Raw genomic sequence first — 20,532 nt, 5'->3', positions numbered from 1 at the left:
AACATGAGGTATCTCTACAGCATATTGTTGGTCTTGATCTTTACTGCAGGTTGCGGCAAAGACCAGGGCTACATTCCTGATGTTCCGGTAAACTATAATGTTACGTTAACTGAGTTTAGCCTAAAAGCAGTTAACAATGTTTTGGTTGTATCCGGTTATGGCGTTGGCGGATTGCTTGTGGTTAAAACACCATTTAATACCTATGTTGCTTTTGATCGCTGCAGTACGGTAAACCCGGAGAAAATATGCAAGGTAGCACCTGATGATAGTGGGGTAACTGCAACAGACCCTTGTTCGGGAGCAAAATTTTCATTGTATGATGGCAGCCCACAAAAAGCCCCTGCCGAAAGAAGCTTAAAAAGCTACAATGTTTCAGTACAGGGCAATACATTAATACACGTAAGCAATTAGAATGGAAGCTGAAAAAATAAAAGAAACAGTAAAAAAGGCGGCCAAAGAACTCTTCAGAAAATACGGTTATCATAAAACCAGTGTAAACGAAATTGCTAAAAAAGCACGCATCGCTAAAGCAACTATTTATAAATACTTTGAAAGTAAAGAGCAGGTTTTAGACAGTATACTGATGGATTACCTGGATCAGAACCTTTACGAAATATTAAATAACAAAGTAAGTTACGCGAGCGAAGAAGAGCATTTAAAAGCACTGGTAATGAAAACCAGCCGTTTATCTTTTACAGCCTGCAACGAATTTATCGGCTGGGATTTTGTACGCGAAAACGCAAACTCTCAGGAGTTTTTAAAACATTTGTCAGATCAGCTGGAAGCATTATTGCTGGCGGCTTACCTGCAGTTAGATAATTTTAAAAATAATCCAGCCCGCCGCGAAGGCCTGGCTTTTCTGCTTAAGGCAAGTAAAAGTATTGTATTCTCATTCGCTTTTACTTCGGTTAGCGATTCTGATGTGCGCAAGAATTTCGTAAGTTTTCAAAAAGAAATATTGCCATTTTTGGTAAAAGCTGCACTTTAGTGCACAAACCGTGCATAAATTCGATGTTTATTGGTTGTAATAATCTTTAAACTTAAATTTTTGCACGGTTTTTTTAATCTTGCCGTCAACCAGTTTTTGGGTAATTACGGTAACATTATCTGCAATGCTCGAATCTTCGATAACTGAAGAATCTTCATAAAGTTCTTTCTTAACATCAAACTTGTAGTTGATGGTCTTATCAAAGCAGCAACCATTTTTCAGATGGATAGCAAGCTGTTTATTTTTCTTGTCAACATCAAACAATCCGAGGTTTTCGCTTGCTAGTTTAGTTAAAGCCGCATTCGGCACAAATTTATTATTAATTGAGAGGTAGATGTCGTAAGATGGACTGGCGTAAGCACCATTGTTGCCATTTCTGATTGCGAGATCTTCGGTACCGTCAAAATTGAAATCGCCAAATATAAGTGGGGTTTGGTATTTACCCAGATCGAGCCAGCCGAGCTGGGCGTTTTGCATTTCAGTTAAGCCAAAATCCAGGTCTTTAGAAGTAAAGGTCTGCATTTCCTGGTCCGTAATCTTATCATACAAAATAATGGTAGCTTTTCCATTGCAATGTCCTGTGGTACAATTTTCTACAAATATTTTAGCTTTAAAGTTGTTGGAGCTATTATTTGCCGTAAATTTAAATTGTGCTTTTGCATAATGGCCAATCAATAAAAAGGCGCAAGCGCATATTAAGTTCTTCATTCAAAAAATTTCGATAAAATTACTGCAATATCCGCTCGCTAAAAGTTAAAAAAAGTTAACGTTTCCTTTTTCGGGTTGTTATGTACGATTTTACCGCTGCTTTAGTAGTTAGCCAGTCTTTTCCTTCCTTGTAGGCATCAATTTTGCCCTGAAGGGCCAGTAGGCTTACATATTCCTGGTCATAGGGTATATCGGGTTCCGAAACGATAAATGATATCGGTTCGTAATCGCCGTAGCTGTTTCCGGGCAGTGCATTAATGTACATATTTAAAGACCGTTCTAATGCTTGCAGCATGAGCAGGCAAAGTTTGCTGTAATTCCCTTTATTGGCCTGGTTTAATGCTTCATGGTACTTTTTACGATCTGCCTTTAAAATAATAGCAGGAGGGAAACCTTTTCGCATCAATAGCAGGTTCATCGCTATCCTTACCGTACGCCTGTTACCATCAAAAAACGGGTGTGTCCAAACCAGTTTATGGTGAAAAATGGTGCTAAGCTGGATGTCATTTAAACCCAATGGGTTATCGTTTACGAAAGTGATCAGCTCATCTAGTAAATCGGAAACTTTGCTAGCATTGGGTGATGTAAAATTGGCCCCAACAATACGAACGCCTCCATTTCTTAACCTACCAGCACAATTATCTTCTATGCTGCGCAATACCAGGCCATGAAGCGACAGAATGTCTATACTCCTGAGGATATAATTTTCTTTTACCAGCGTGTAGAGGTAATCGATGGCTTTTTCGTGGTTAAAAGCTTCAAAATGTTCGCGTAACGATTTGCCTTTAATTGTAATGCCTTCCTGTAATACCAGTTGGGTTCTTTCAGAGTAAGCGTGTTCCCTTCTATACCGTTGGAGTTATACGTTCAATTCTGGCTTAAATCGGTTTTGATGCGGTGCAACGCGCTAGAGGGTAGCGGTCTTGATGATCAAGCCTTGCTTTTTTCTCGTACAACCGATCTATGGTAGGTCGGAGTTCTGCTAAATTTTCTAAATCTAAATTCCATACACCCAAATTTGCTAATATCGTTTTGGATTAAAAAATTAATAATCCGATATTAAAAATTTTTCCAAAAAAATACCGGATAATTTGCTGTTATCCGGTCGCTGATTAATTTTTTCTGATTATTCCCATTTGAATACTTTAACAGCAACGGCGTAAATACCTATTCCCCAGACTAACAGAATCATAATTTGAAATTTTACATCCCAAAGTCCAAGCCCTTCAAAGGCTACCTTGCGCATCGCATCATTTAAATAGGTTAGCGGTAAAGCTCTGCTAATAGGCTGTAACCAGTTCGGGAAGGCCTCGATTGAAAAGAAAGTTCCCGATAGTAAGAACTGGGGAAGGGTTACAATATTTGAAATGGGAGGGATCATGCTTTCATTTTTGGCAATGCCCGAAATAATAAACCCAAATCCCATAAACACAATTACTCCTAAAGTAGCCAGCAGCAACATGTTGACGACCGTGACTGCGCCATGAATAAGTGTAAAGCCAAAGAAAAAATGGCCTAATAATATGATAAACAAGGCCCCAATCAATGCAAAACCTATGCGTGCAATACCTTCGCCAATTACAATGCTCGATCGCTTTACAGGTGTAGCAAAAAAGCGTTTAATTACCAGTGTTTGGCGCAGGCTCAAAAATACGAAGGCTGTTCCGAATACCCCGGTGCTTAATAAAGAGAAGCCTAACTGGCCTGGCAGAATAAAATCTATTGTTTTATACTCGCGACCGGTTATGGTGCTTTCGCGTATTTCGGCAACTGATGGCTTTAAAGTTTTATCGTAAAAGAGGTTATTGAGTACTGATTTTAAGATACCGCCTTTATCTCTTGATGCAGAGGTGTAAACCACATTTACCGAATAGGCTGCGGTATTTACTTTCCGGTGTACATCTATCATGGCATCAACATTCCCTTTTTCAAGCAGTTTATCGAACTCTGCTTGAGGTTTATCTTTTATCAGGCGAATCATCCCTGTTTTCTCTAGCATGCCGATAACCGGATTATTAACGTCCGATCCAGGCGTGATACCCACATCGATGTGGGTACCACCACCACCTAAAAAACCGAAAACCAGGATAAATATCAGGGGGAAGGCAAGCGTGAAAACCACAGCCGAAGGACTGCGCATAATGGAACGGAAACTCGCTTTTGCCAAAGCCAGGGTTGCTGTGGTATTGCTGTAGCTGTTTGCCCCCGAGGGGGTATTTGAATTTTGATCTTGTATATCTTTTTGCATATTAATTCTGCTATTTAATATCAGGCTTATGTTTTAGATTTCTAATCTTACTCTCTCCACTCTTTACCTGTCAGGTTGATGAAAACATCTTCCAGGTTAGCTTTTTTGACCTCTTTTTTACGTTCGAAACCGCTGTTTACCAATTGATCGATCAGATTATCTGGTGTATCAAGCGCAATGATTTCGCCGCGTTCTACAAAGGCCACACGGTCGCAAAGTTGTTCGGCCTCATCCATGTAGTGTGTGGTAATTACCACTGTTGTGCCTGCGTTACGGATTTCAGTAATCAGATCCCATAAGTTTCTCCTGGCTTGTGGGTCTAAGCCCGTTGTAGGTTCATCGAGGAAGATAATTTTGGGTTGGTTAATGAGTGTGGTAGCAATAGAAAAGCGTTGTTTCTGGCCTCCAGAAAGCGCTTTGTATTTGGCCTTGGCTTTGTCCTGCAAGTTCACTTTTTCTAGCATTTCCATTGGCTTAATGTTAGCGCCATATAAACCGGCAAAAAGCTCAATCAGCTCAATCAGGTTTAAATTAGGGTAATAACCTGCGGCCTGTAACTGTACACCGATAATTTGTTTTATTTCCTGCGCCTGCTTGTCTACGGAGAAACCATCAACAGTAATTTCGCCAGATGTTTTATCCCTTAAAGTTTCGATTATTTCGAGTGTAGTGGTTTTGCCAGCACCATTTGGGCCAAGTAAGCCAAAAATTTCATGTTCGTAAACGTCAAAACTAAGACCTTGAACGGCCACAAAATCATCGTACTTTTTTACCAGGTTTTTAACACTGATAATAGCTTTGGGTGTTTCCATGTTGCGAATGTAAGGAGCTTTAAATGAATTGAAAATGAATTTTATCAGTTATGACTTAAAATGTCGGTAAAATGATGTTTTATTCAGGCGAAATGGGTTATAAAAACAAATCTGCGAATCTCCAGCCTGAATTTGCCGTAGATCCGCAGATTATGGTATGCGATTTTAGTCTTTTTGCTTTAAGCTTAAATTACCAGGTTAACTCGCCTTTGATTACTGATACAAAATCATCGAACAAGTAACGCGAATCGTGTGGGCCTGGTGAAGATTCAGGGTGATATTGAACCGAAAAGGCTTTTTTGCCTTTAACACGGATACCTTCAATCGATTTATCGTTCAGGTTAACGTGTGTAACTTCAACTTTATCCGAGTTTATCACCTCTTCTGGTACTACACCGAAACCGTGGTTTTGAGAAGTTACCTCACAGTGGTTTTTAATGATATTTTTAACCGGGTGGTTTAAACCGCGGTGACCGTTAAACATTTTCATGGTACCAATGCCATTGGCTTCGGCTAATAACTGGTGACCTAAGCAGATACCGAATAAAGGTTTATCGGCAGCTAAGATTGCAGTAATGGTTTCAACAGCGTAAGGCATAACCGATGGATCGCCAGGGCCGTTTGAAATGAAATAACCATCAGGGTTAAATTTTTCCATCTCGGCAAATGTAGTTTTTGCAGGGAAAACCTGAACGTAAATGTCGCGGCTTTCGAAATTGCGCAGGATGTTTTTCTTGATACCTAAATCCAAAGCAGCAACTTTTAAACTTGCGTCAGGATTACCGTAAAAATAAGGCTCTGTAGTGCTCACTTTTGATGAAAGTTCTAAACCTTCCATTGACGGAACCTCAGCCAATTTTTGCTTTAATTCCTCTAAATCAGTGATTTCTGAAGAGATAATGGCATTCATTGCGCCTTTATCCCTGATATGGCGAACCAATGCACGGGTATCGATATCAGAAATAGCAACTAAATTATCGTTCTGGAAATAATCCTGGATTGATTCAGTAGCTTGTTTACGGCTATAAATAATGTTGTAATTTTTACAAACTAAACCGGCAATTTTAATCGAACCCGATTCGATTTCGTCTTTATGGATCCCATAATTACCAATGTGCGAATTGGTAGTAACCATTATCTGTCCAAAATAACTTGGATCGGTAAAAATTTCCTGGTAACCTGTCATCCCGGTATTAAAACAAATTTCGCCCGTAGTGGTGCCAATCTTTCCGGCTGCTTTGCCGTAAAAAACTGTGCCATCGGCCAGTAATAAAATCGCAGGTAACTTGGTGTAGTTAGTCATGGTAATTACAATATGGATTTTGATTTAAAAAAGAGTTGAAAAAAGGGGTTCTCTCAGCATTAAAGCTGTATTTGCGGGCTGCAAAAAAAGATGAATATATCCCTTCCATTTCGGGGTACAAAGATAGGATTTTAGATTTGTAATTTAAAGAGAAAAGTGAAATAACGTTGAAGTCGGAAGCAAAAGACTGAAGCAGAAAGCAATGGAACACGATTTCCTTAAAAAGTGATTTTTACCTGAGATAGCTTTTGTCTTTTAGCTTTTGTCTTTTCGGCTAATTAAATAAAAAACAATACTTTTGGCAACACAAAACAAATCCCATGTCGGTACATAAAGAAATTAAACGGATCACTACGCACACGTTACAGGAAATGAAGCAACGTGGTGAAAAAATATCTATGCTAACGGCCTACGATTATTCTATGGCAACCATTTTGGATGACGCAGGTTTGGACGTTTTACTGGTAGGCGATTCAGCCTCTAACGTAATGGCTGGTCACGAAACTACCTTGCCTATTACTTTAGACCAGATGATTTACCATGCCGCATCAGTGATCAGAGCGGTTAAACGTGCTTTTGTTGTAGTCGATTTGCCTTTTGGTTCTTACCAGGGAAATTCGAAAGAAGCTTTAAATTCGGCCATCAGGATTATGAAAGAATCGGGTGCACACGGAGTTAAACTAGAAGGTGGGGAAGAAATTATAGAATCAGTACAGCGTATAATTACTGCCGGAATACCGGTAATGGGGCACTTGGGCCTAACGCCGCAATCTATTTATAAATTTGGTACTTACACGGTACGTGCAAAAGAAGAAGAAGAAGCCAATAAACTTAAAAGCGATGTGCTGGCTCTACAGGCTGCAGGCTGTTTTGGTATCGTTTTAGAAAAAATTCCGGCTGCTCTGGGCAAAGAAGTAACCGAAAGCCTCAATATTCCAACCATTGGTATTGGAGCCGGGCAGCATTGCGATGGGCAGGTACTGGTTGTGAATGATATGATTGGATTAACCAAAGGTTTTAAACCCCGCTTCTTACGTCAGTATATTAATTTGTACGATGAAATTCTGGGTGCTGCACAATCGTACATCCGCGATGTGAAAGCAAACGATTTTCCGAACGAAAAAGAACAATATTAAGCCTGAAGCTTTAAATCTTTAACCAATTAACTCTTCTGAAGCAGTTTTTCAGTTGATAATTTTCAGTTAAAAAATTAGCCATCCTACAATTTTGCTATTGAACTAACCGATTTGAACAATTAATAGTTAACCTTTATAATGCCCATTACCGATAACGACATACTTTTTGAAGACAACCATCTAATTGCCATTAATAAAAGAGCAGGAGATATTGTGCAGGTTGACGAAACCGGCGATGAACCATTGGATGAGCAGGTGAAAAAGTACATTGCTAAAAAGTATAATAAACCCAATGGTGCTTTTTTAGGGGTGGTACATCGTTTAGACCGACCTGTAAGTGGGGTTATCCTATTTGCTAAAACCAGTAAGGCTTTAGAACGGATGAACGCCGTTTTCAAAAACAGGGAGGTGAAGAAAACATATTGGGCGGTGGTTAAAAATAAGCCTGAAAGAGAATCTGCTACACTGGTTCACTGGCTGGTTAAAAACCCACAAAAAAATGTAGTTTCTTATTACAATACAGAAGTTACCGGTAGCCAGCGGGCTGAACTTTCTTATAAATTAAAAGCTAAGGTTGGCGATTATTATTTATTAGAAGTTGATCCTTTAACAGGACGGTCGCACCAGATTAGAGTACAGCTTTCATCAATGGGCTGTCCCATTATGGGCGATAACAAATACGGCTACCCGCGCGGAAGTAGAAAGGGAAGTATCTGTTTACACGCACGCCGCCTGCAGTTTATTCACCCCGTTAAAAAAGAACCTGTAAATATTTTTGCCAAATTGCCGGTTGATGGCTTTTGGGAAAGGTTTGAAGATCTTTAATATTTAGCTTTGTTTTTTTTCTGGTTTTGAAAGGGTTGTATTTTTTGGCACAATCTTTAACTACTATCCGATAAAAAACCAAAAAACAATGAAAAATACCATCTACACTGTTGCTGCGATTGCTTTATTCGCTGTAACGCTTGTTTCGTGCGAAAACACCCGAAAAACAGAGACAATTAAAGATTCGAGTACCGTTTCCGCTAGTGGAGACACAATTACAAAAGTTACGACAAAAACAACTGAAATTGTTAAAACCGATGCCCCATCTTTTTCGAGCGAAGAAGTGAACAAGGGGTTGGCCGAATATGCTAAACTAAAAGATGATTATGTAGCGGCTTTAAAGACTAAAAATGCGGCCGAAATTAAAGCCATTAGTGAAAAATACACTGTTTGGGCCAGCCAGGCAACAACCTGGGCCAGCAAGCTTAAGCCTGATGAGATACAAAAGTACTCAGACTATGTATTAAAGCTAAGTGAAGAATGGTCGAAAGCAGCTACAGAAGCTATAAAGTAATTAAATTACTCGAAAAATCGTCATTGCGAGAAGGAACGACGAAGCAATCTTTCATGCCGATAATTCTTGCTATAAAGATTGCTTCGTCGGCTGAAAAAGCCTTCTCGCAATGACGAAATTCTTCTATTTGCAATCTATTTTGCTAAATACAATTGAGTTGTTGAATTTCAGTTTGCTGATATCTTTAAATTTCATATTACCTTTAATTTCCTGCACATCGCCAAAACCCTCTATTAGTTTATCGCCCTGTTTTAGTAAGGCAATTTGCCGTACTGAGATTTTACCTTCTGAATGGAAAGTGTAATCGGCAATCAGGGTATCGCCTTTAACCAGACCGGTAAAAGTGCCCGAATTTTTATCCTTTTCGTAAAGATTGTAGCCTAAACTTCCGCTAACCTGATTTCCTGCTGCTTTTACAGATAAGGTAACAGTATCACGATTTTTAATATATTGGTAACAGGTTATGGCATTTTCTGGGGTTGCGGCATTGCTAACAATGGTTGAATCTATTTTGGCCTGTGTCTTTTTGGCTGTACCTCCCTGGCATGCAGCAAACAGGGCAATCGTAAATATTGCAAAGATGTTTTTCATTTTCTTACGGTTTGATTTTTATAGCTAAGCAAAGGCTTTGCCAAAGTATTTCATAATCGATAAAAGGTATGGAAATCAATGCGATCCAGTATTACGATATGCGGCCTTTTTTAAGTCTGAGGCATTTTAAAAAGCAGTGAAATATGGGTGCCTTTGTGCTCTTCCGATTGGATATCCACCTCAATTTTATGGAATTTAGCAATGCTCTGAACAATCGCCAGTCCTAAACCAAATCCATTTTCTTCACTGTTCCCCCTTTTAAAACGGTCGAAAGCATCTTCTACGAGCGCTGGACTCATGCCTTGTCCGCTGTCGCCAATCGTTAAGATGTATTGTTCCTGGTCGATTTTATCTGAAATATCGATTGATCCACCCGTTACATTGTATTTAATGGCATTGTTAATGATATTGACCAAAAGTGTATGTATAAGGGCTTTATTTCCGGTAAAGTGAAAATCTTTTAGCAAGTTAACCTTGAAAGTGATTTTTTTATCCGTAATCCGGTCTTCCAGATCCTCATAAATATCGTCTATTTCTTGTTTTAAGCTAATTTCTTCTGTTTTCAGGTACTGATTATTCTCTACCTTCGAAATTAAGAGCAGGCTATTGATAATTACCCGCAAACGGTTTAAAGTTTTTAAAGACGCATATAGTTTGTTTTCGTGCTCAACCGGGATACCGGGCGTGTTGAGCATATTTTCGAAGCGGGTACTTAATATAGAGATAGGTGTGAGTAACTCGTGCGAAACGTTGGCAATAAACTGCTTTTCTAATGCGAAAAGGGTATTTATTTTCCGCATTAAAGAGTTTATACTGTTATCAAGGATCTTAAAATCGTCGGTATTGGTGGGGATATTCTGGTAATTAAAATGCGTTGGGTCGTCTACCCGGTTAATTTTCTTATCGATAATGAGATAAAAAGGCTTTAAAAGGAAGTTAGAAAAAGTATAATCAGCTACCAAAGTAACTAACAGGGCGGCCACCAATACCACAAGCATATAAAAACGGATCGAATTCTTAATCGATTGTAGTGCAGTCATGGTTTCCCCAATTTCGAGGTTGTACCAGTTGGTATGGTAAGAAAATTTATAGTTTAAAATCCTGTAAACCTCAATATCGCCCTCAATTTCGCGCTTTTCGGTAAAAACCTTGGCACTGGAGTCGGTTTGGTTATCCGGAATGTCGGTTAAAACGATAAACTCTTCCTTTAAAATATTGTAATCGGTAAAAGATTGTTCTTTGTTTAGCAGGCTGTCAATTTCATTATCCGTGAGATTTTTAATGATTTTGTTCTTCTTTTTGATCAGCCGGTTATCGAACTGGTTGTAGGCAAGTCTGTCCAGCGAAAATATAATGATGGCTCCCAAAACCAGGATAATGGCAATTTTGGTGATCGCATTATATAAAGAAAACTTAACCTGTAACTTCATTATATGGATGATGTTTTATGAAAAATGGAATCTGTGCCGGTCTATGCGTTAACAGTTTATCCGGTAGCCAATGCTTCTTACTGTTTCGAACCAATCAATAGGAGAGATATTAGCCAGTTTTTTTCTTAAATTTTTAACGTGCACATCAACAAAGTTCGAATCGGAGTTTACTTCTAAAATATCTCCCCAAACATGCTCTGTTAAGCTCATTCTCGATACCACTCTGTTTTTATTCAGCACCAGATAATTAAAAATCTCGAATTCTTTTTTGGTCAGGTTTAACCTTTCATCTCCAAAAGAAACCGTTCTGTTTTGGATGTTTAGTAAGAAGTTATGGATATTGATTTCGTTTTTCTCGAGCTTGTGTTTGCGGCGTGTAATGGCATGCATACGTGCCAAAAGCTCATTTAATGAAAATGGTTTGGGTAAATAATCGTCGGCACCTTCATCAAGCCCTTTAATCCGGTCGTCTACTGCGCTGCGGGCGGTTAAAATAATTACCGCATCATCTCGGTCTTTGATTGCTTTCAATTGTTTCAACACTTCAAATCCATCACCATCAGGCAAACCCAGGTCTAATAAAATGAAATCGTAATTGTTCACGAAGATTTTTTCTTCGGCCGATGATTTTTTCCAGGCATGTTCTACAATAAAGCCTTCTTTACTTAGAAACTCATCCATTTCGAGCGCGAGGCTCTTTTCATCTTCAACTATGAGTACGTTCATTCAGTTTTCGGTTTACAATTTTCAGTTTGTGTCTTTCTATAATCAAGGTTTTTCTTTAGTCTTTTAACTCAAAGCGCTATGCTTTTTACCTTTTGTATAATGCTATTACCCTGCAACTAAGTTAATATTTTTTAATATGATGGCACAAGCTTCTTCAATTTCTTCCTTAGTTATAATTAAAGGTGGAGCAATGCGCATCGAATTGCTGCAATGCAAAAACCAATCGGATAGGATACCATCGAGAATACAGGCATCGATAATTTTTTTATTCGTTTCGAAATTTTCAAACTCAACCGCCAGCATTAAGCCTTTGCCACGTATTTCCTTAATGGCCGGATGTTTAAGCAGTTGTTTAAATAATTTTCCTTTTTCTTCTACTTCAGCTACAACATGGTCATCAATCAGCGTGCGCAAAGTGGCTAAGCCAGCAGCACAACAAACCGGGTGGCCGCCAAAGGTAGTCATGTGGCCTAAAATTGGGGTATGTGAGAGTACCGACATAATTTCGAGCGAACTAATAAAAGCCCCGATGGGCATACCACCACCGATGCCTTTTGCCAAAAGCAATACATCGGGCACTAAATTATAATGTTCAAAGGCAAACATTTTACCACTTCGGCCAAAACCCGACTGAATTTCATCAAATATGAGTAGGGTTCCAGTTTCCTGGCATCTGGCTTTTAAGGCCTGCATATAGCTAAGGTCTGCTACACGGATACCTGCCTCACCCTGTATGGGCTCGATAAAAACAGCCGCAATATCGGTGGTTATTTTAGCCAGGTCGGCAATTTGGTTATGTTCAATAAAGCTTACGTTAGGAAGAAATGGACCGTATCCTGACGAATAGAAATCGCTTTCCATTAAACTTTCTGCTCCTTGGGTACTCCCATGGTAGGCATTTTTACAGGCAATAAAACCCTTTCTACCAGTGTAACGTTTAGCAAGTTTCATGGCTCCTTCTACAGCTTCAGTGCCTGAATTTAAAAAATAGGTGCAGCTTAAGCTTTCTGGTAAAATATCGGCCAGTGCCTTGGCAAAATTTACCTGCGGACTTTGGACGTATTCTCCGTAAACCATTAAATGCATATAGGTTTCTACCTGATCTTTAATGGCTTTAACCACAGCCGGGTGGCAATGGCCCACATTACTTACGCCGATACCGGCAATCAGATCGATATGTTTTTTGTCTTGCGCATCGTAAATATAAATTCCTTTTGCCCTTACAAATTCGAGCATTAAAGGTTCAGGAGAGGTTTGTGCATTGTGTTGTAAAAACAACTGACGTTGAGTAAGCATAGGACAAAAGTACTGATTTAAGCAAGATTCTTATCCTTGCTCGACATCTTATGATAAAAACCAATATACTTACGGCCAATGGTTGTTGATGCAGAAAATTTTATTTTAGGTTTTTATCAATGAGGTTTGAGGTGAAATTAATCAAATAAATTAACCTTAAAACTTTAAAAAAATGAAGAAACTATTATTTAGTGGAATGATGTGCTTGATGAGCGTATGAAAAAACAAACTTTTCATTTGATTGGTACTGAATTGCAATATAATCCGGTTATGGGTAGATTTAAATATGATATTCAGGGTAAGAACCTGGCTAATATGAAAGCTTTCACGAGTTTGAACATCAATGAAATTTCTTCTTCGACTTATTCTGCATCTATGTTTGGGAGATGCATTATATTCAATATTTCGATGTCTATCAAATGAGTATTAAAACAAAAAAGACCTACATCTCTGTAAGTCTTTTTTATCAGGGTTTTTGTCCGCCCCTATACCTGTTAAGCAGCTCTCGCTTAAAACCTTCCTGTGCCCGGTAAAATTTACCTATTACCTTGATGGGTAAGGCCGATTTTAGCTTATTATAATACTTCTTTTCGAGATTTAAATCACGCTGTCTGAAATCAAATTCGCTTGTAATTAAGCTTTGAACTTGTGCATCACTTAAATTATCTATCTCATCTACTTTCCTGAAAGAGATCATTTTTTGCATACGCTCTTTACGTAAAGCATTTTGTTCTGCCTGCATATCGTTGTAAATTGGCCAGAAGATTTTAGCCTCTTCAGGGGATAAATCGAGTTTTTGAGTGAAAAAGGCTATTTTAAGTGATTCTATTTCTTCTCCCTTTGGTCTTTGGGCCAAGAGGGTCGTGGGTAATAGAAAAATTAAAGCAACAAAAAGTAAATTCTTCATTTCTTAATTAATTATTTAGTTCCTGAGATAAATCATTTGATGAAAAATGACTCAGGATATAGTTTTCCATTTCTGTATCTGACGCAGAATTAGTTTTAGATGAGTTGGTATTCTGGGCATCCAAATGCTCAATAATGGTATTCTCATCAATATCATATAACAGTTGCTCGTTGGCAAGATCGGCCAGTGGTGTTTTTGCTACAGGTACCGATGGATTGTTTTGGTAAAAATATGCACCAAATGTAGCCATTAATACAAAACATGCTGCACTCGCATACTTAACCATATTTTTTCTCCAAAGGGGAACAATCTTAGCCACCTTTTGAGGCGTTTCTGCTGCAATTTTATTGTTGATTCTGCTTTGTAAGGTATCAAAATAGTTTTCCGGGACAGCAAATGGCTGTGCTTTTGGCATTTCAGATAAGCTGATCCGCGTTTCAATGCGTTCCGTTAAATCTTCAAAATAATTTTGCGGAACTTCAAAACTATTTTGGTTTGTTTTTTTCTTCAGGCCATCCAAAAAGACAGCACTAAGCGTTTGCTCTTCAACACTTTCGAAATATCCATCCGGAACAGCAAAGGGATTGCGTTTCCCCATAGCCGCAAGGGTAGGAGCTTCGTTAATCCAATCGTTGTTTTCTAAATTCTCGTTCATCACAGATATATGATACAATTAATGCGAAAAGGTTTAATAGTCTATTTCATCATTTGTTATAAAAGCTTCAATTTTTTTTGCCGCGATATGAAACGATGCTTTTAGGGCCCCGACTGAAGTACCCAATACCTCCGAAATTTCTTCATATTTCATATCATCAAAATATTTCATATTGAAGATAATGCGTTGTTTTTCGGGAAGGGTAAGGATGGCTTTTTGCAGCTTTAATTCGAGTTTATCGCCGTTGAAATACGATGATGCAACCAGATTATCGGCCAACTCCGATGAAACTTCATCTAAAGGGGTATTATTTTTTTGCTTTTGTTTGTTTAAAAAAGTAATCGATTCGTTGGTAGCAATGCGGTATATCCAGGTATATAATTGCGAATCACTTCTGAATTTATCGAGGTTTTTCCAAACTTTAACAAATACTTCCTGCAAAAGGTCGTCGCAGTCGTCGTGGTTTAGCACCAATCTTCTAATGTGCCAGTAAATTTTTTGCTGATATTTTTTTAAAAGCAGGTTAAAGGCTTCATTACGAGTCTTCTCGACGGCAAACATTTCAAGAATTTCTGAATCTTCAACTTGTCTCATTTATGATAATTATAAAACCACAAAGACACTAAGAACACGAAGGTTTGGTTATGCTTAGTGTTCCTGGTGTCTTTGTGGTTAAATTTTTAATTCTATTTTTTCCTGCCGATTACTTTTTGCACAGCTTCAACAATGTTCACGGCATCTAATCCGTATTTAGACATTAATTGATCTGGTGTTCCGCTTTCGCCGAAAGTATCGTTAGTGGCTACGAACTCTTGTGGAGTTGGCAATTCGGTGGTTAACAAACGCGCAACGCTTTCGCCTAAGCCTCCAAATTTGTTGTGCTCTTCGCAGGTTACCACACAACCGGTTTTTTTCACTGATTTTAAGATCGCTTCGTCGTCCAAAGGTTTAATGGTGTGGATATTTATAATTTCCGCATCAATCCCCAGTTCTGCCAGTTTTTCGCCAGCTTCGATTGCTTTCCAAACCATGTGGCCAGTTGCAATAATGGTTACATCGGTACCTTCGTTAACCATCCAGGCTTTACCAATCTCGAATTTCTGATCAGGATCTGTAAACACAGGAATTACCGGACGACCAAAACGCAGGTAGACCGGACCTTCGTACTCGGCGATAGCCATTGTAGCTGCCTTAGTTTGGTTATAATCGCATGGATTGATTACCACCATACCCGGCAACATTTTCATTAAACCTATATCTTCTAAAATCTGGTGTGTTGCACCATCTTCGCCAAGGGTTAAACCCGCGTGTGAAGCACAGATTTTTACGTTTTTATTTGAGTAGGCAACAGATTGACGGATCTGATCGTAAACCCGGCCTGTGGAAAAGTTGGCAAAAGTACCAGTGAAAGGAATTTTACCGCCAATAGTCATACCGGCTGCAATACCAATCATGTTGGCTTCGGCAATACCAACCTGTGTAAAACGCTCAGGAAAATCTTTAATGAAAGCGTCCATTTTAAGCGATCCAACTAAGTCGGCACATAAGGCAACCACATTTTCGTTTTTCTTACCGGCTTCATGTAAGCCAGCGCCAAATCCCGAACGTGTATCTTTTTTTTCTGTATATGTGTATTTTTTCATTATTTCTTTAAATATGAGATTGGAGTGTTATGAAGCGAGATTGAACTATAATTGCCTCAAATCTCGTGTCTGTTCTCTCCAGTCTGTTTTTAGTAGTCCCCTAAAGTTTCTGGTAATTGAGCTAATGCGGCAGCCAACTGTTCGTCGTTTGGTGCTGTACCGTGCCATTTATGCGTACCCATCATATAATCTACGCCTGCACCCATTTGTGTGCTCATTAAATTTAAGATTGGTTTGCCTTTTCCTGTTAAAGTTTTAGCATAATGTAAACCTTCAACAATCGACTGCATATCGTTACCATCGGTATTGATTACATGCCATCCAAAAGCTTCGAATTTAGCTTGCAAATCATCTAGGGCAAGTACTTTACTCGTAGGACCGTCAATTTGCTGACCGTTATAATCAACAGAAGCAATTAAATGATCTACTTTATTGAATGGGGCAAACATGGCTGCTTCCCAGTTTTGGCCTTCCTGTAATTCTCCATCGCCCAATAATGCAAAGATGATAGATTTATCGCCGTTTAATTTTTTGGCTAAGGCAGCACCAATAGCAACTGATAAGCCCTGGCCCAAAGAGCCTGAAGCTACACGTATACCTGGTAAATGTTCGTGTGTGGTAGGGTGGCCTTGCAATCTAGAGTCTAACTTACGGAAAGTTGCCAATTCACTTTTGTCAAAATAGCCCGCATGTGCCAAAGTACTGTACCAAACCGGAGAAATGTGTCCGTTAGATAAGAAAAACAAATCTTCGCCTGCACCTTCCATGGTGAAGTCGGTTTTGTGGTTCATTACTTCAAAGTATAAAGCAGTAAAAAAATCTGCGCATCCAAGTGAGGCACCAGGGTGGCCAGACTGACATCCGTGAACCATTCTAACGATATCTCGTCTGATCTGAGAGGCAATATCTTCTAGCTCTTTAATTGTATGTTTCATTAAAATTAGAGGTTGTTGTTACATAGCAAAGTTAATATTTTACTTGCTATATCATAATTAGTTATTGATTAAATCGAGTACTTGTTGTGTTGAATTTTTAGTGTCTACTTTTTTAATGATGTGGGCAATTTTGCCTTCGCCATCAATAATAAAAGTGGTGCGTACGGTACCCATATATTTTTTACCATACATGTTTTTTTCGGCCCAAACACCATAATCATTTACGATTTTCTGGTCGGTATCTGCCAATAGGGTAAATGGTAAGTTGTGTTTGGTTACAAATTTCTGATGTGATTTTTCGTCGTCAACACTTACGCCTAAAACTACAATACCTTTAGCCTGTAAGCCCTGGTAGTTGTCTCTGAAATCACAAGCCTCAGCGGTACAGCCCGGGGTATCATCTTTCGGATAAAAATACAGGACCACCGTTTTTCCCTGGTAATCACTTAACGATACCTCAATACCGTTTTGATCTTTCGATGTAATTGCAGGTGCCTGATCACCTTCTTTTAACTCTGCCATATTATTAATGATTGAATTTTTGACTGGTAAAATGATTGAATGTGCAAGTTAAACAGTTTAAGCCATTATAGTGTTCAATATATGTTAAAAGATGACTTTAGGTTAATTAATAACCGATATTTAATGATCAATAACCAAGCATCAATAACCAAGCACCAATTATCAAAGTTTCTATCAATAGAATTTGCCAATTAAAGATTTGTGCCAGGTTTGATAATTGGTGCTTGTGATTTGATTATTTCAAGCTTACCTTGAAAAGCCCACGCTATAACGCCTGGTGTTTTCCTTCATATCAGTTACTACCAGCTCAAGGCTATGTTTACCTGCGCTTGTCCGCTCGTCGAAACTGTGCCATAGTGTAGCCGTTTTGGCATCAAACTCCATTAAAACCCATTTGCCATCTATATAGCCATTAAAACTTTTAATGCCTGATAAATTATCACTGATTTTAAAAGTCATTTTCGATAAACCTGCCATATTCCGGCCTTCTCCAATATTAACAGGTACAATTCTCGGTGCGATGGTATCGGTAGCGATGTAAAAGCTGCCAAAGTTTTTTGGGGTAGCCTTAACGAAACCATTATCGAAACTGCCGCCTTGTGATGAACCATTTGTGTTTACAATCAGGGCTTTACTTCTTAAATTTTCGGGAAGGTTATCCGCTTTGATCCACAAATCGAAACCAATGTGTAGCGGAGTATATCGGTTATGGATCTGATGTATTGCAGACCAGGCATTTCCGGCTGGTTTAGGAAGTTTTTTATAACTGAAATTAAGGTCGTTGTATAAAGTACCCATCGGAAAAATAACCTTAACATCTTCATTATTAAATTCGTTTACCTTGTTGTAAGGGTAAATGATGCCAGCAGGGACAGTTGGAGCAGCCACAGGTGCAGTACCTGAGTTAATGGTAAAAGGTAAAACAGACGAATTTCCCTTCGAATCGGTAATGATGTAGCGCAACTGGTGTGCAGCACCATCGTTGAAATTGATCCTGCCGCTATTTACCAGACCACTGTATATTTTTAACGGATTGCCCGGATCAACAAAACTTTTTTGAATGCTTCTTTTTGTATTGATATAAGTTGGATAATCAATATGTGAATTAATGGCCTTGCTGTCTTCAAAGGCAAAACGTTCTAATGCCGAAGTATAAACCTTCTTGCCGTCGAGCTCCAGCTGGATAGAGTAAACCCCATTGGTGCCCGATAAACCATTGTGCCTGTCGGTAACCACAATGCCAAAACCCACTTCTCCCGTTAAACTAACTGGGGCTGAAGTTTTATATTGGCCACCTGCTCCTGTAATGCCAATGGCTTGTTTGGGGGTAAATTCGTTAAAAGTTTTTCCGTTTAGGCGATAAACATAAAGACCATGGATAACAGGTGGAATGTTGTCGGGAATGATGATGCCAAAAAATTGGGGGTTAATGGTTTCTTCGGTTTTGGTATCCCTGATTTCAAAGTGTAAATGCGGACCACCGGAGCTCCCGCGGTTGCCCGACCAGGCAATAATATCGCCTTTATGCACTGGAATTAGGGTAGCATCGGGAAACTCATCAATTTCGAAAGACTTTTTTTCGTACTCGAGGTTTTTAACTACCGTTGCAATTTTAGGGGCAAAGCGTTGTAAATGACCATAAACTGTGGTAAAACCATTGGGGTGGTTAATATAAAGCGCCTGACCGAAGCCACTGTTCTGCACTCTTAGCCGCGAAATATAACCATCAGCAACGGCATACACCGGATAGCCTTCGCGCTGGTTAGTCCTGAAATCGATGCCGGAGTGGAAATGGTTCCCCCTGATTTCTCCAAATGAGCCCGCAAGGGCAGGAGGAGCAATATCTAAAGGTTGCCTGAAATCGGTAATGGGGTATTTATTGCTGCTGAAAATCTGTTGTGCCTGTGCGAAATTAAAAGCTGATAAAAATAAAAGTGTAAGCTTACTGAAGTAGAGGATCGGATTTTTAGTCATTCGTTATTTTACATCAAAATTTAATAGTTGTTTGTCTTCCAGCCATGCTTCTAACTTATCGCCTTTATTAATTTTGCCTACACCTGCTGGTGTACCCGTAAAAATTAAGTCGCCTTTTTTTAAAGTAATATATTGCGAAACAAAGCTGATTATCTTCTCGAACGAGAAGAGCAGATCTTTAGTATGGCCAACCTGGCGACTTTCTCCGTTTATTTTGAGTTCAAAATTTAAATTATAAAGGTCTTCGAAATCACTTTTAGGGCTGAAAAGGCTGATGGGGGCAGAGTTGTCAAACGCCTTAGCCAGTTCCCATGGTAACCCTTTTTCTTTGTGTTTGCTTTGGATATCACGGGCGGTAAAATCAATACCTAGGGCCACTTCGTCATAATAATTGGCTGCAAATTTTTCGGCAATATGCTTTCCTTCCTTACAAATTTTTAAAACTACTTCCAGTTCGTAATGAATATCATCAGAAAAATCGGGCAGGTAAAACGGCTTGTTATCTTTTAGTACTGCTGTATCAGGTTTCAAAAAAATTACCGGGGTAGTTGGAACCGGATTGTTCAGTTCTTTGGCATGTTCGGCATAATTACGGCCAATGGCTATGATTTTCATTTTTAAAAATTGTGGTGTAAGAAAATAGACACGAGTTAAACCCAGGTCAAATTCAAAAATAGAAAAGAAAATGGTGTTATAAAACTGAGATGCGTTTTACCTGACTTTCTGTCCCGGCAATAACCCTTAAAAAGTAGATGCCTGCATTGATCCTGCTTGGAATGGTGAAGGTTTTGGTTTGTTCGCCGGCATTTAAGCGCTCGTTTGATAAAGTAGCTACTTCGTTGCCCAGTAAATCGATGATTTTTATTGTAGTTTGTGTACCGTCTTTACCAATAGAAAGGATAATATTTAACTGCTCTTCAACTGGATTCGGATATATTTTTACAATGGTTAACAATTTATCTTTAGGTGTAACCGTTGCAGCTCTGGGAGTAGTAGAATAAGAATTAAATAAGCCACTGCCACCAATTGACATGTAAAGCGGCTTGTAAGGGGTGATATTGGCTTTAATTTCGGGGATTCTGCTAACTTTTTTGGCTCTGTTTTTAAGGCTAATCTTAATGCTATCAGCCTGTTGTGACCAAGAATTTAGGCTGCACAACAAAACCATACACAATGTGCAGGCTATTTTGGTGAGCAACGTTGTCTTAGTGTAGAGTTTCATCAAATTGGTAATGCAAATGTATTAATTTAAAACAAAGAAATTAAACATTTTGTTTAAAAGCCATAATTTAACACAATTTAACAATAATATTTAAATT

Annotated in this window: 23 protein-coding genes; 5 read left to right on the top strand and 18 right to left on the bottom strand. The window is 38.8% G+C overall.

What is annotated here, in order from left to right:
- The first annotated feature begins 3 nt into the window (after positions 1–3).
- Both HWV58_RS17440 and HWV58_RS17435 read left to right on the top strand, forming a co-directional pair.
- Positions 4–411: a Rieske (2Fe-2S) protein gene (locus tag HWV58_RS17440; protein WP_175635316.1), complete on the top strand. Its 408-nt coding sequence runs from the start codon at positions 4–6 to the stop codon at positions 409–411.
- Between the two features lies 1 nt (position 412).
- On the top strand, positions 413–988 hold the full coding sequence (locus tag HWV58_RS17435; RefSeq protein WP_090501759.1) for a TetR/AcrR family transcriptional regulator: 576 nt from the start codon (positions 413–415) through the stop codon (positions 986–988).
- A 27-nt stretch (positions 989–1,015) separates the two neighbouring features.
- Here HWV58_RS17435 and HWV58_RS17430 read toward each other — a convergent pair whose 3' ends face one another.
- The 5 genes from HWV58_RS17430 to carA all read right to left on the bottom strand — a co-directional run bounded on the left by HWV58_RS17430 (position 1,016) and on the right by carA (position 6,059).
- Positions 1,016–1,696 (bottom strand): XAC2610-related protein, encoded by a 681-nt coding sequence (locus tag HWV58_RS17430; protein ID WP_175635315.1) that lies wholly within the window; start codon positions 1,694–1,696, stop codon positions 1,016–1,018.
- Positions 1,697–1,751: 55 nt separating this feature from the next.
- Positions 1,752–2,375 (bottom strand): Fic family protein, encoded by a 624-nt coding sequence (locus HWV58_RS24300; protein WP_262890333.1) that lies wholly within the window; start codon positions 2,373–2,375, stop codon positions 1,752–1,754.
- Positions 2,376–2,822: 447 nt separating this feature from the next.
- Positions 2,823–3,944 carry an ABC transporter permease gene (locus HWV58_RS17420; RefSeq protein WP_175635314.1) on the bottom strand — a complete coding sequence of 374 codons (1,122 nt, stop codon included), beginning with the start codon at positions 3,942–3,944 and terminating at the stop codon, positions 2,823–2,825.
- A gap of 47 nt (positions 3,945–3,991) precedes the next feature.
- Positions 3,992–4,756 carry an ABC transporter ATP-binding protein gene (locus HWV58_RS17415; RefSeq protein WP_175635313.1) on the bottom strand — a complete coding sequence of 255 codons (765 nt, stop codon included), beginning with the start codon at positions 4,754–4,756 and terminating at the stop codon, positions 3,992–3,994.
- 190 nt (positions 4,757–4,946) lie between these two features.
- On the bottom strand, positions 4,947–6,059 hold the full coding sequence (gene carA, locus HWV58_RS17410; protein WP_175635312.1) for a glutamine-hydrolyzing carbamoyl-phosphate synthase small subunit: 1,113 nt from the start codon (positions 6,057–6,059) through the stop codon (positions 4,947–4,949).
- A 320-nt stretch (positions 6,060–6,379) separates the two neighbouring features.
- Between carA and panB the strand changes: the two genes are divergently transcribed.
- The 3 genes from panB (at position 6,380) to HWV58_RS17395 (ending at position 8,534) form a co-directional block, all read left to right on the top strand.
- Positions 6,380–7,195, top strand: a complete 816-nt coding sequence (gene panB, locus HWV58_RS17405; RefSeq protein WP_175635311.1) for a 3-methyl-2-oxobutanoate hydroxymethyltransferase — start codon at positions 6,380–6,382, stop codon at positions 7,193–7,195.
- A 138-nt stretch (positions 7,196–7,333) separates the two neighbouring features.
- The gene (locus tag HWV58_RS17400) at positions 7,334–8,020 is read left to right on the top strand and encodes an RluA family pseudouridine synthase (RefSeq protein ID WP_175635310.1); all 687 of its coding nucleotides are present in this window, start codon (positions 7,334–7,336) and stop codon (positions 8,018–8,020) included.
- A gap of 88 nt (positions 8,021–8,108) precedes the next feature.
- The gene (locus HWV58_RS17395; RefSeq protein WP_175635309.1) at positions 8,109–8,534 is read left to right on the top strand and encodes a hypothetical protein; all 426 of its coding nucleotides are present in this window, start codon (positions 8,109–8,111) and stop codon (positions 8,532–8,534) included.
- 123 nt (positions 8,535–8,657) lie between these two features.
- Here HWV58_RS17395 and HWV58_RS17390 read toward each other — a convergent pair whose 3' ends face one another.
- The 13 genes from HWV58_RS17390 to HWV58_RS17330 form a co-directional block, all read right to left on the bottom strand.
- Positions 8,658–9,125, bottom strand: a complete 468-nt coding sequence (locus HWV58_RS17390) for a hypothetical protein (RefSeq protein WP_175635308.1) — start codon at positions 9,123–9,125, stop codon at positions 8,658–8,660.
- Positions 9,126–9,235: 110 nt separating this feature from the next.
- Positions 9,236–10,555, bottom strand: coding sequence for a sensor histidine kinase (locus HWV58_RS17385; protein WP_175635307.1), 1,320 nt, complete (start codon positions 10,553–10,555; stop codon positions 9,236–9,238).
- A gap of 48 nt (positions 10,556–10,603) precedes the next feature.
- Positions 10,604–11,281: a response regulator transcription factor gene (locus HWV58_RS17380; protein WP_175635306.1), complete on the bottom strand. Its 678-nt coding sequence runs from the start codon at positions 11,279–11,281 to the stop codon at positions 10,604–10,606.
- Positions 11,282–11,386: 105 nt separating this feature from the next.
- The gene (locus tag HWV58_RS17375) at positions 11,387–12,577 is read right to left on the bottom strand and encodes an aspartate aminotransferase family protein (protein WP_175635305.1); all 1,191 of its coding nucleotides are present in this window, start codon (positions 12,575–12,577) and stop codon (positions 11,387–11,389) included.
- 466 nt (positions 12,578–13,043) lie between these two features.
- Positions 13,044–13,484, bottom strand: a complete 441-nt coding sequence (locus HWV58_RS17370) for a hypothetical protein (RefSeq protein ID WP_175635304.1) — start codon at positions 13,482–13,484, stop codon at positions 13,044–13,046.
- A gap of 7 nt (positions 13,485–13,491) precedes the next feature.
- Complete coding sequence (locus HWV58_RS17365) at positions 13,492–14,139, bottom strand: hypothetical protein (RefSeq protein ID WP_175635303.1); 648 nt, start codon at positions 14,137–14,139, stop codon at positions 13,492–13,494.
- A 33-nt stretch (positions 14,140–14,172) separates the two neighbouring features.
- Positions 14,173–14,733: an RNA polymerase sigma factor gene (locus HWV58_RS17360; protein ID WP_175635302.1), complete on the bottom strand. Its 561-nt coding sequence runs from the start codon at positions 14,731–14,733 to the stop codon at positions 14,173–14,175.
- A 92-nt stretch (positions 14,734–14,825) separates the two neighbouring features.
- Positions 14,826–15,782 (bottom strand): transketolase family protein, encoded by a 957-nt coding sequence (locus tag HWV58_RS17355; RefSeq protein ID WP_029274068.1) that lies wholly within the window; start codon positions 15,780–15,782, stop codon positions 14,826–14,828.
- An 89-nt stretch (positions 15,783–15,871) separates the two neighbouring features.
- Positions 15,872–16,717 (bottom strand): transketolase, encoded by an 846-nt coding sequence (locus HWV58_RS17350; RefSeq protein WP_175635301.1) that lies wholly within the window; start codon positions 16,715–16,717, stop codon positions 15,872–15,874.
- Positions 16,718–16,774: 57 nt separating this feature from the next.
- Positions 16,775–17,239 carry a thioredoxin-dependent thiol peroxidase gene (gene bcp, locus HWV58_RS17345; protein WP_175635300.1) on the bottom strand — a complete coding sequence of 155 codons (465 nt, stop codon included), beginning with the start codon at positions 17,237–17,239 and terminating at the stop codon, positions 16,775–16,777.
- A 246-nt stretch (positions 17,240–17,485) separates the two neighbouring features.
- Positions 17,486–19,213: a M23 family metallopeptidase gene (locus HWV58_RS17340; RefSeq protein ID WP_175635299.1), complete on the bottom strand. Its 1,728-nt coding sequence runs from the start codon at positions 19,211–19,213 to the stop codon at positions 17,486–17,488.
- A gap of 3 nt (positions 19,214–19,216) precedes the next feature.
- Positions 19,217–19,828, bottom strand: coding sequence for a fumarylacetoacetate hydrolase family protein (locus HWV58_RS17335; protein WP_175635298.1), 612 nt, complete (start codon positions 19,826–19,828; stop codon positions 19,217–19,219).
- Positions 19,829–19,904: 76 nt separating this feature from the next.
- Positions 19,905–20,435 (bottom strand): T9SS type A sorting domain-containing protein, encoded by a 531-nt coding sequence (locus HWV58_RS17330; RefSeq protein ID WP_235972755.1) that lies wholly within the window; start codon positions 20,433–20,435, stop codon positions 19,905–19,907.
- Positions 20,436–20,532: the final 97 nt, after the last annotated feature.

This window comes from Pedobacter ghigonis, from assembly GCF_903166585.1.
Classification (GTDB): Bacteria; Bacteroidota; Bacteroidia; order Sphingobacteriales; family Sphingobacteriaceae; genus Pedobacter; species Pedobacter ghigonis.
Note: the sequence above shows the minus strand (reverse complement) of the source record. Positions and strands in the feature narration are given on the sequence as shown.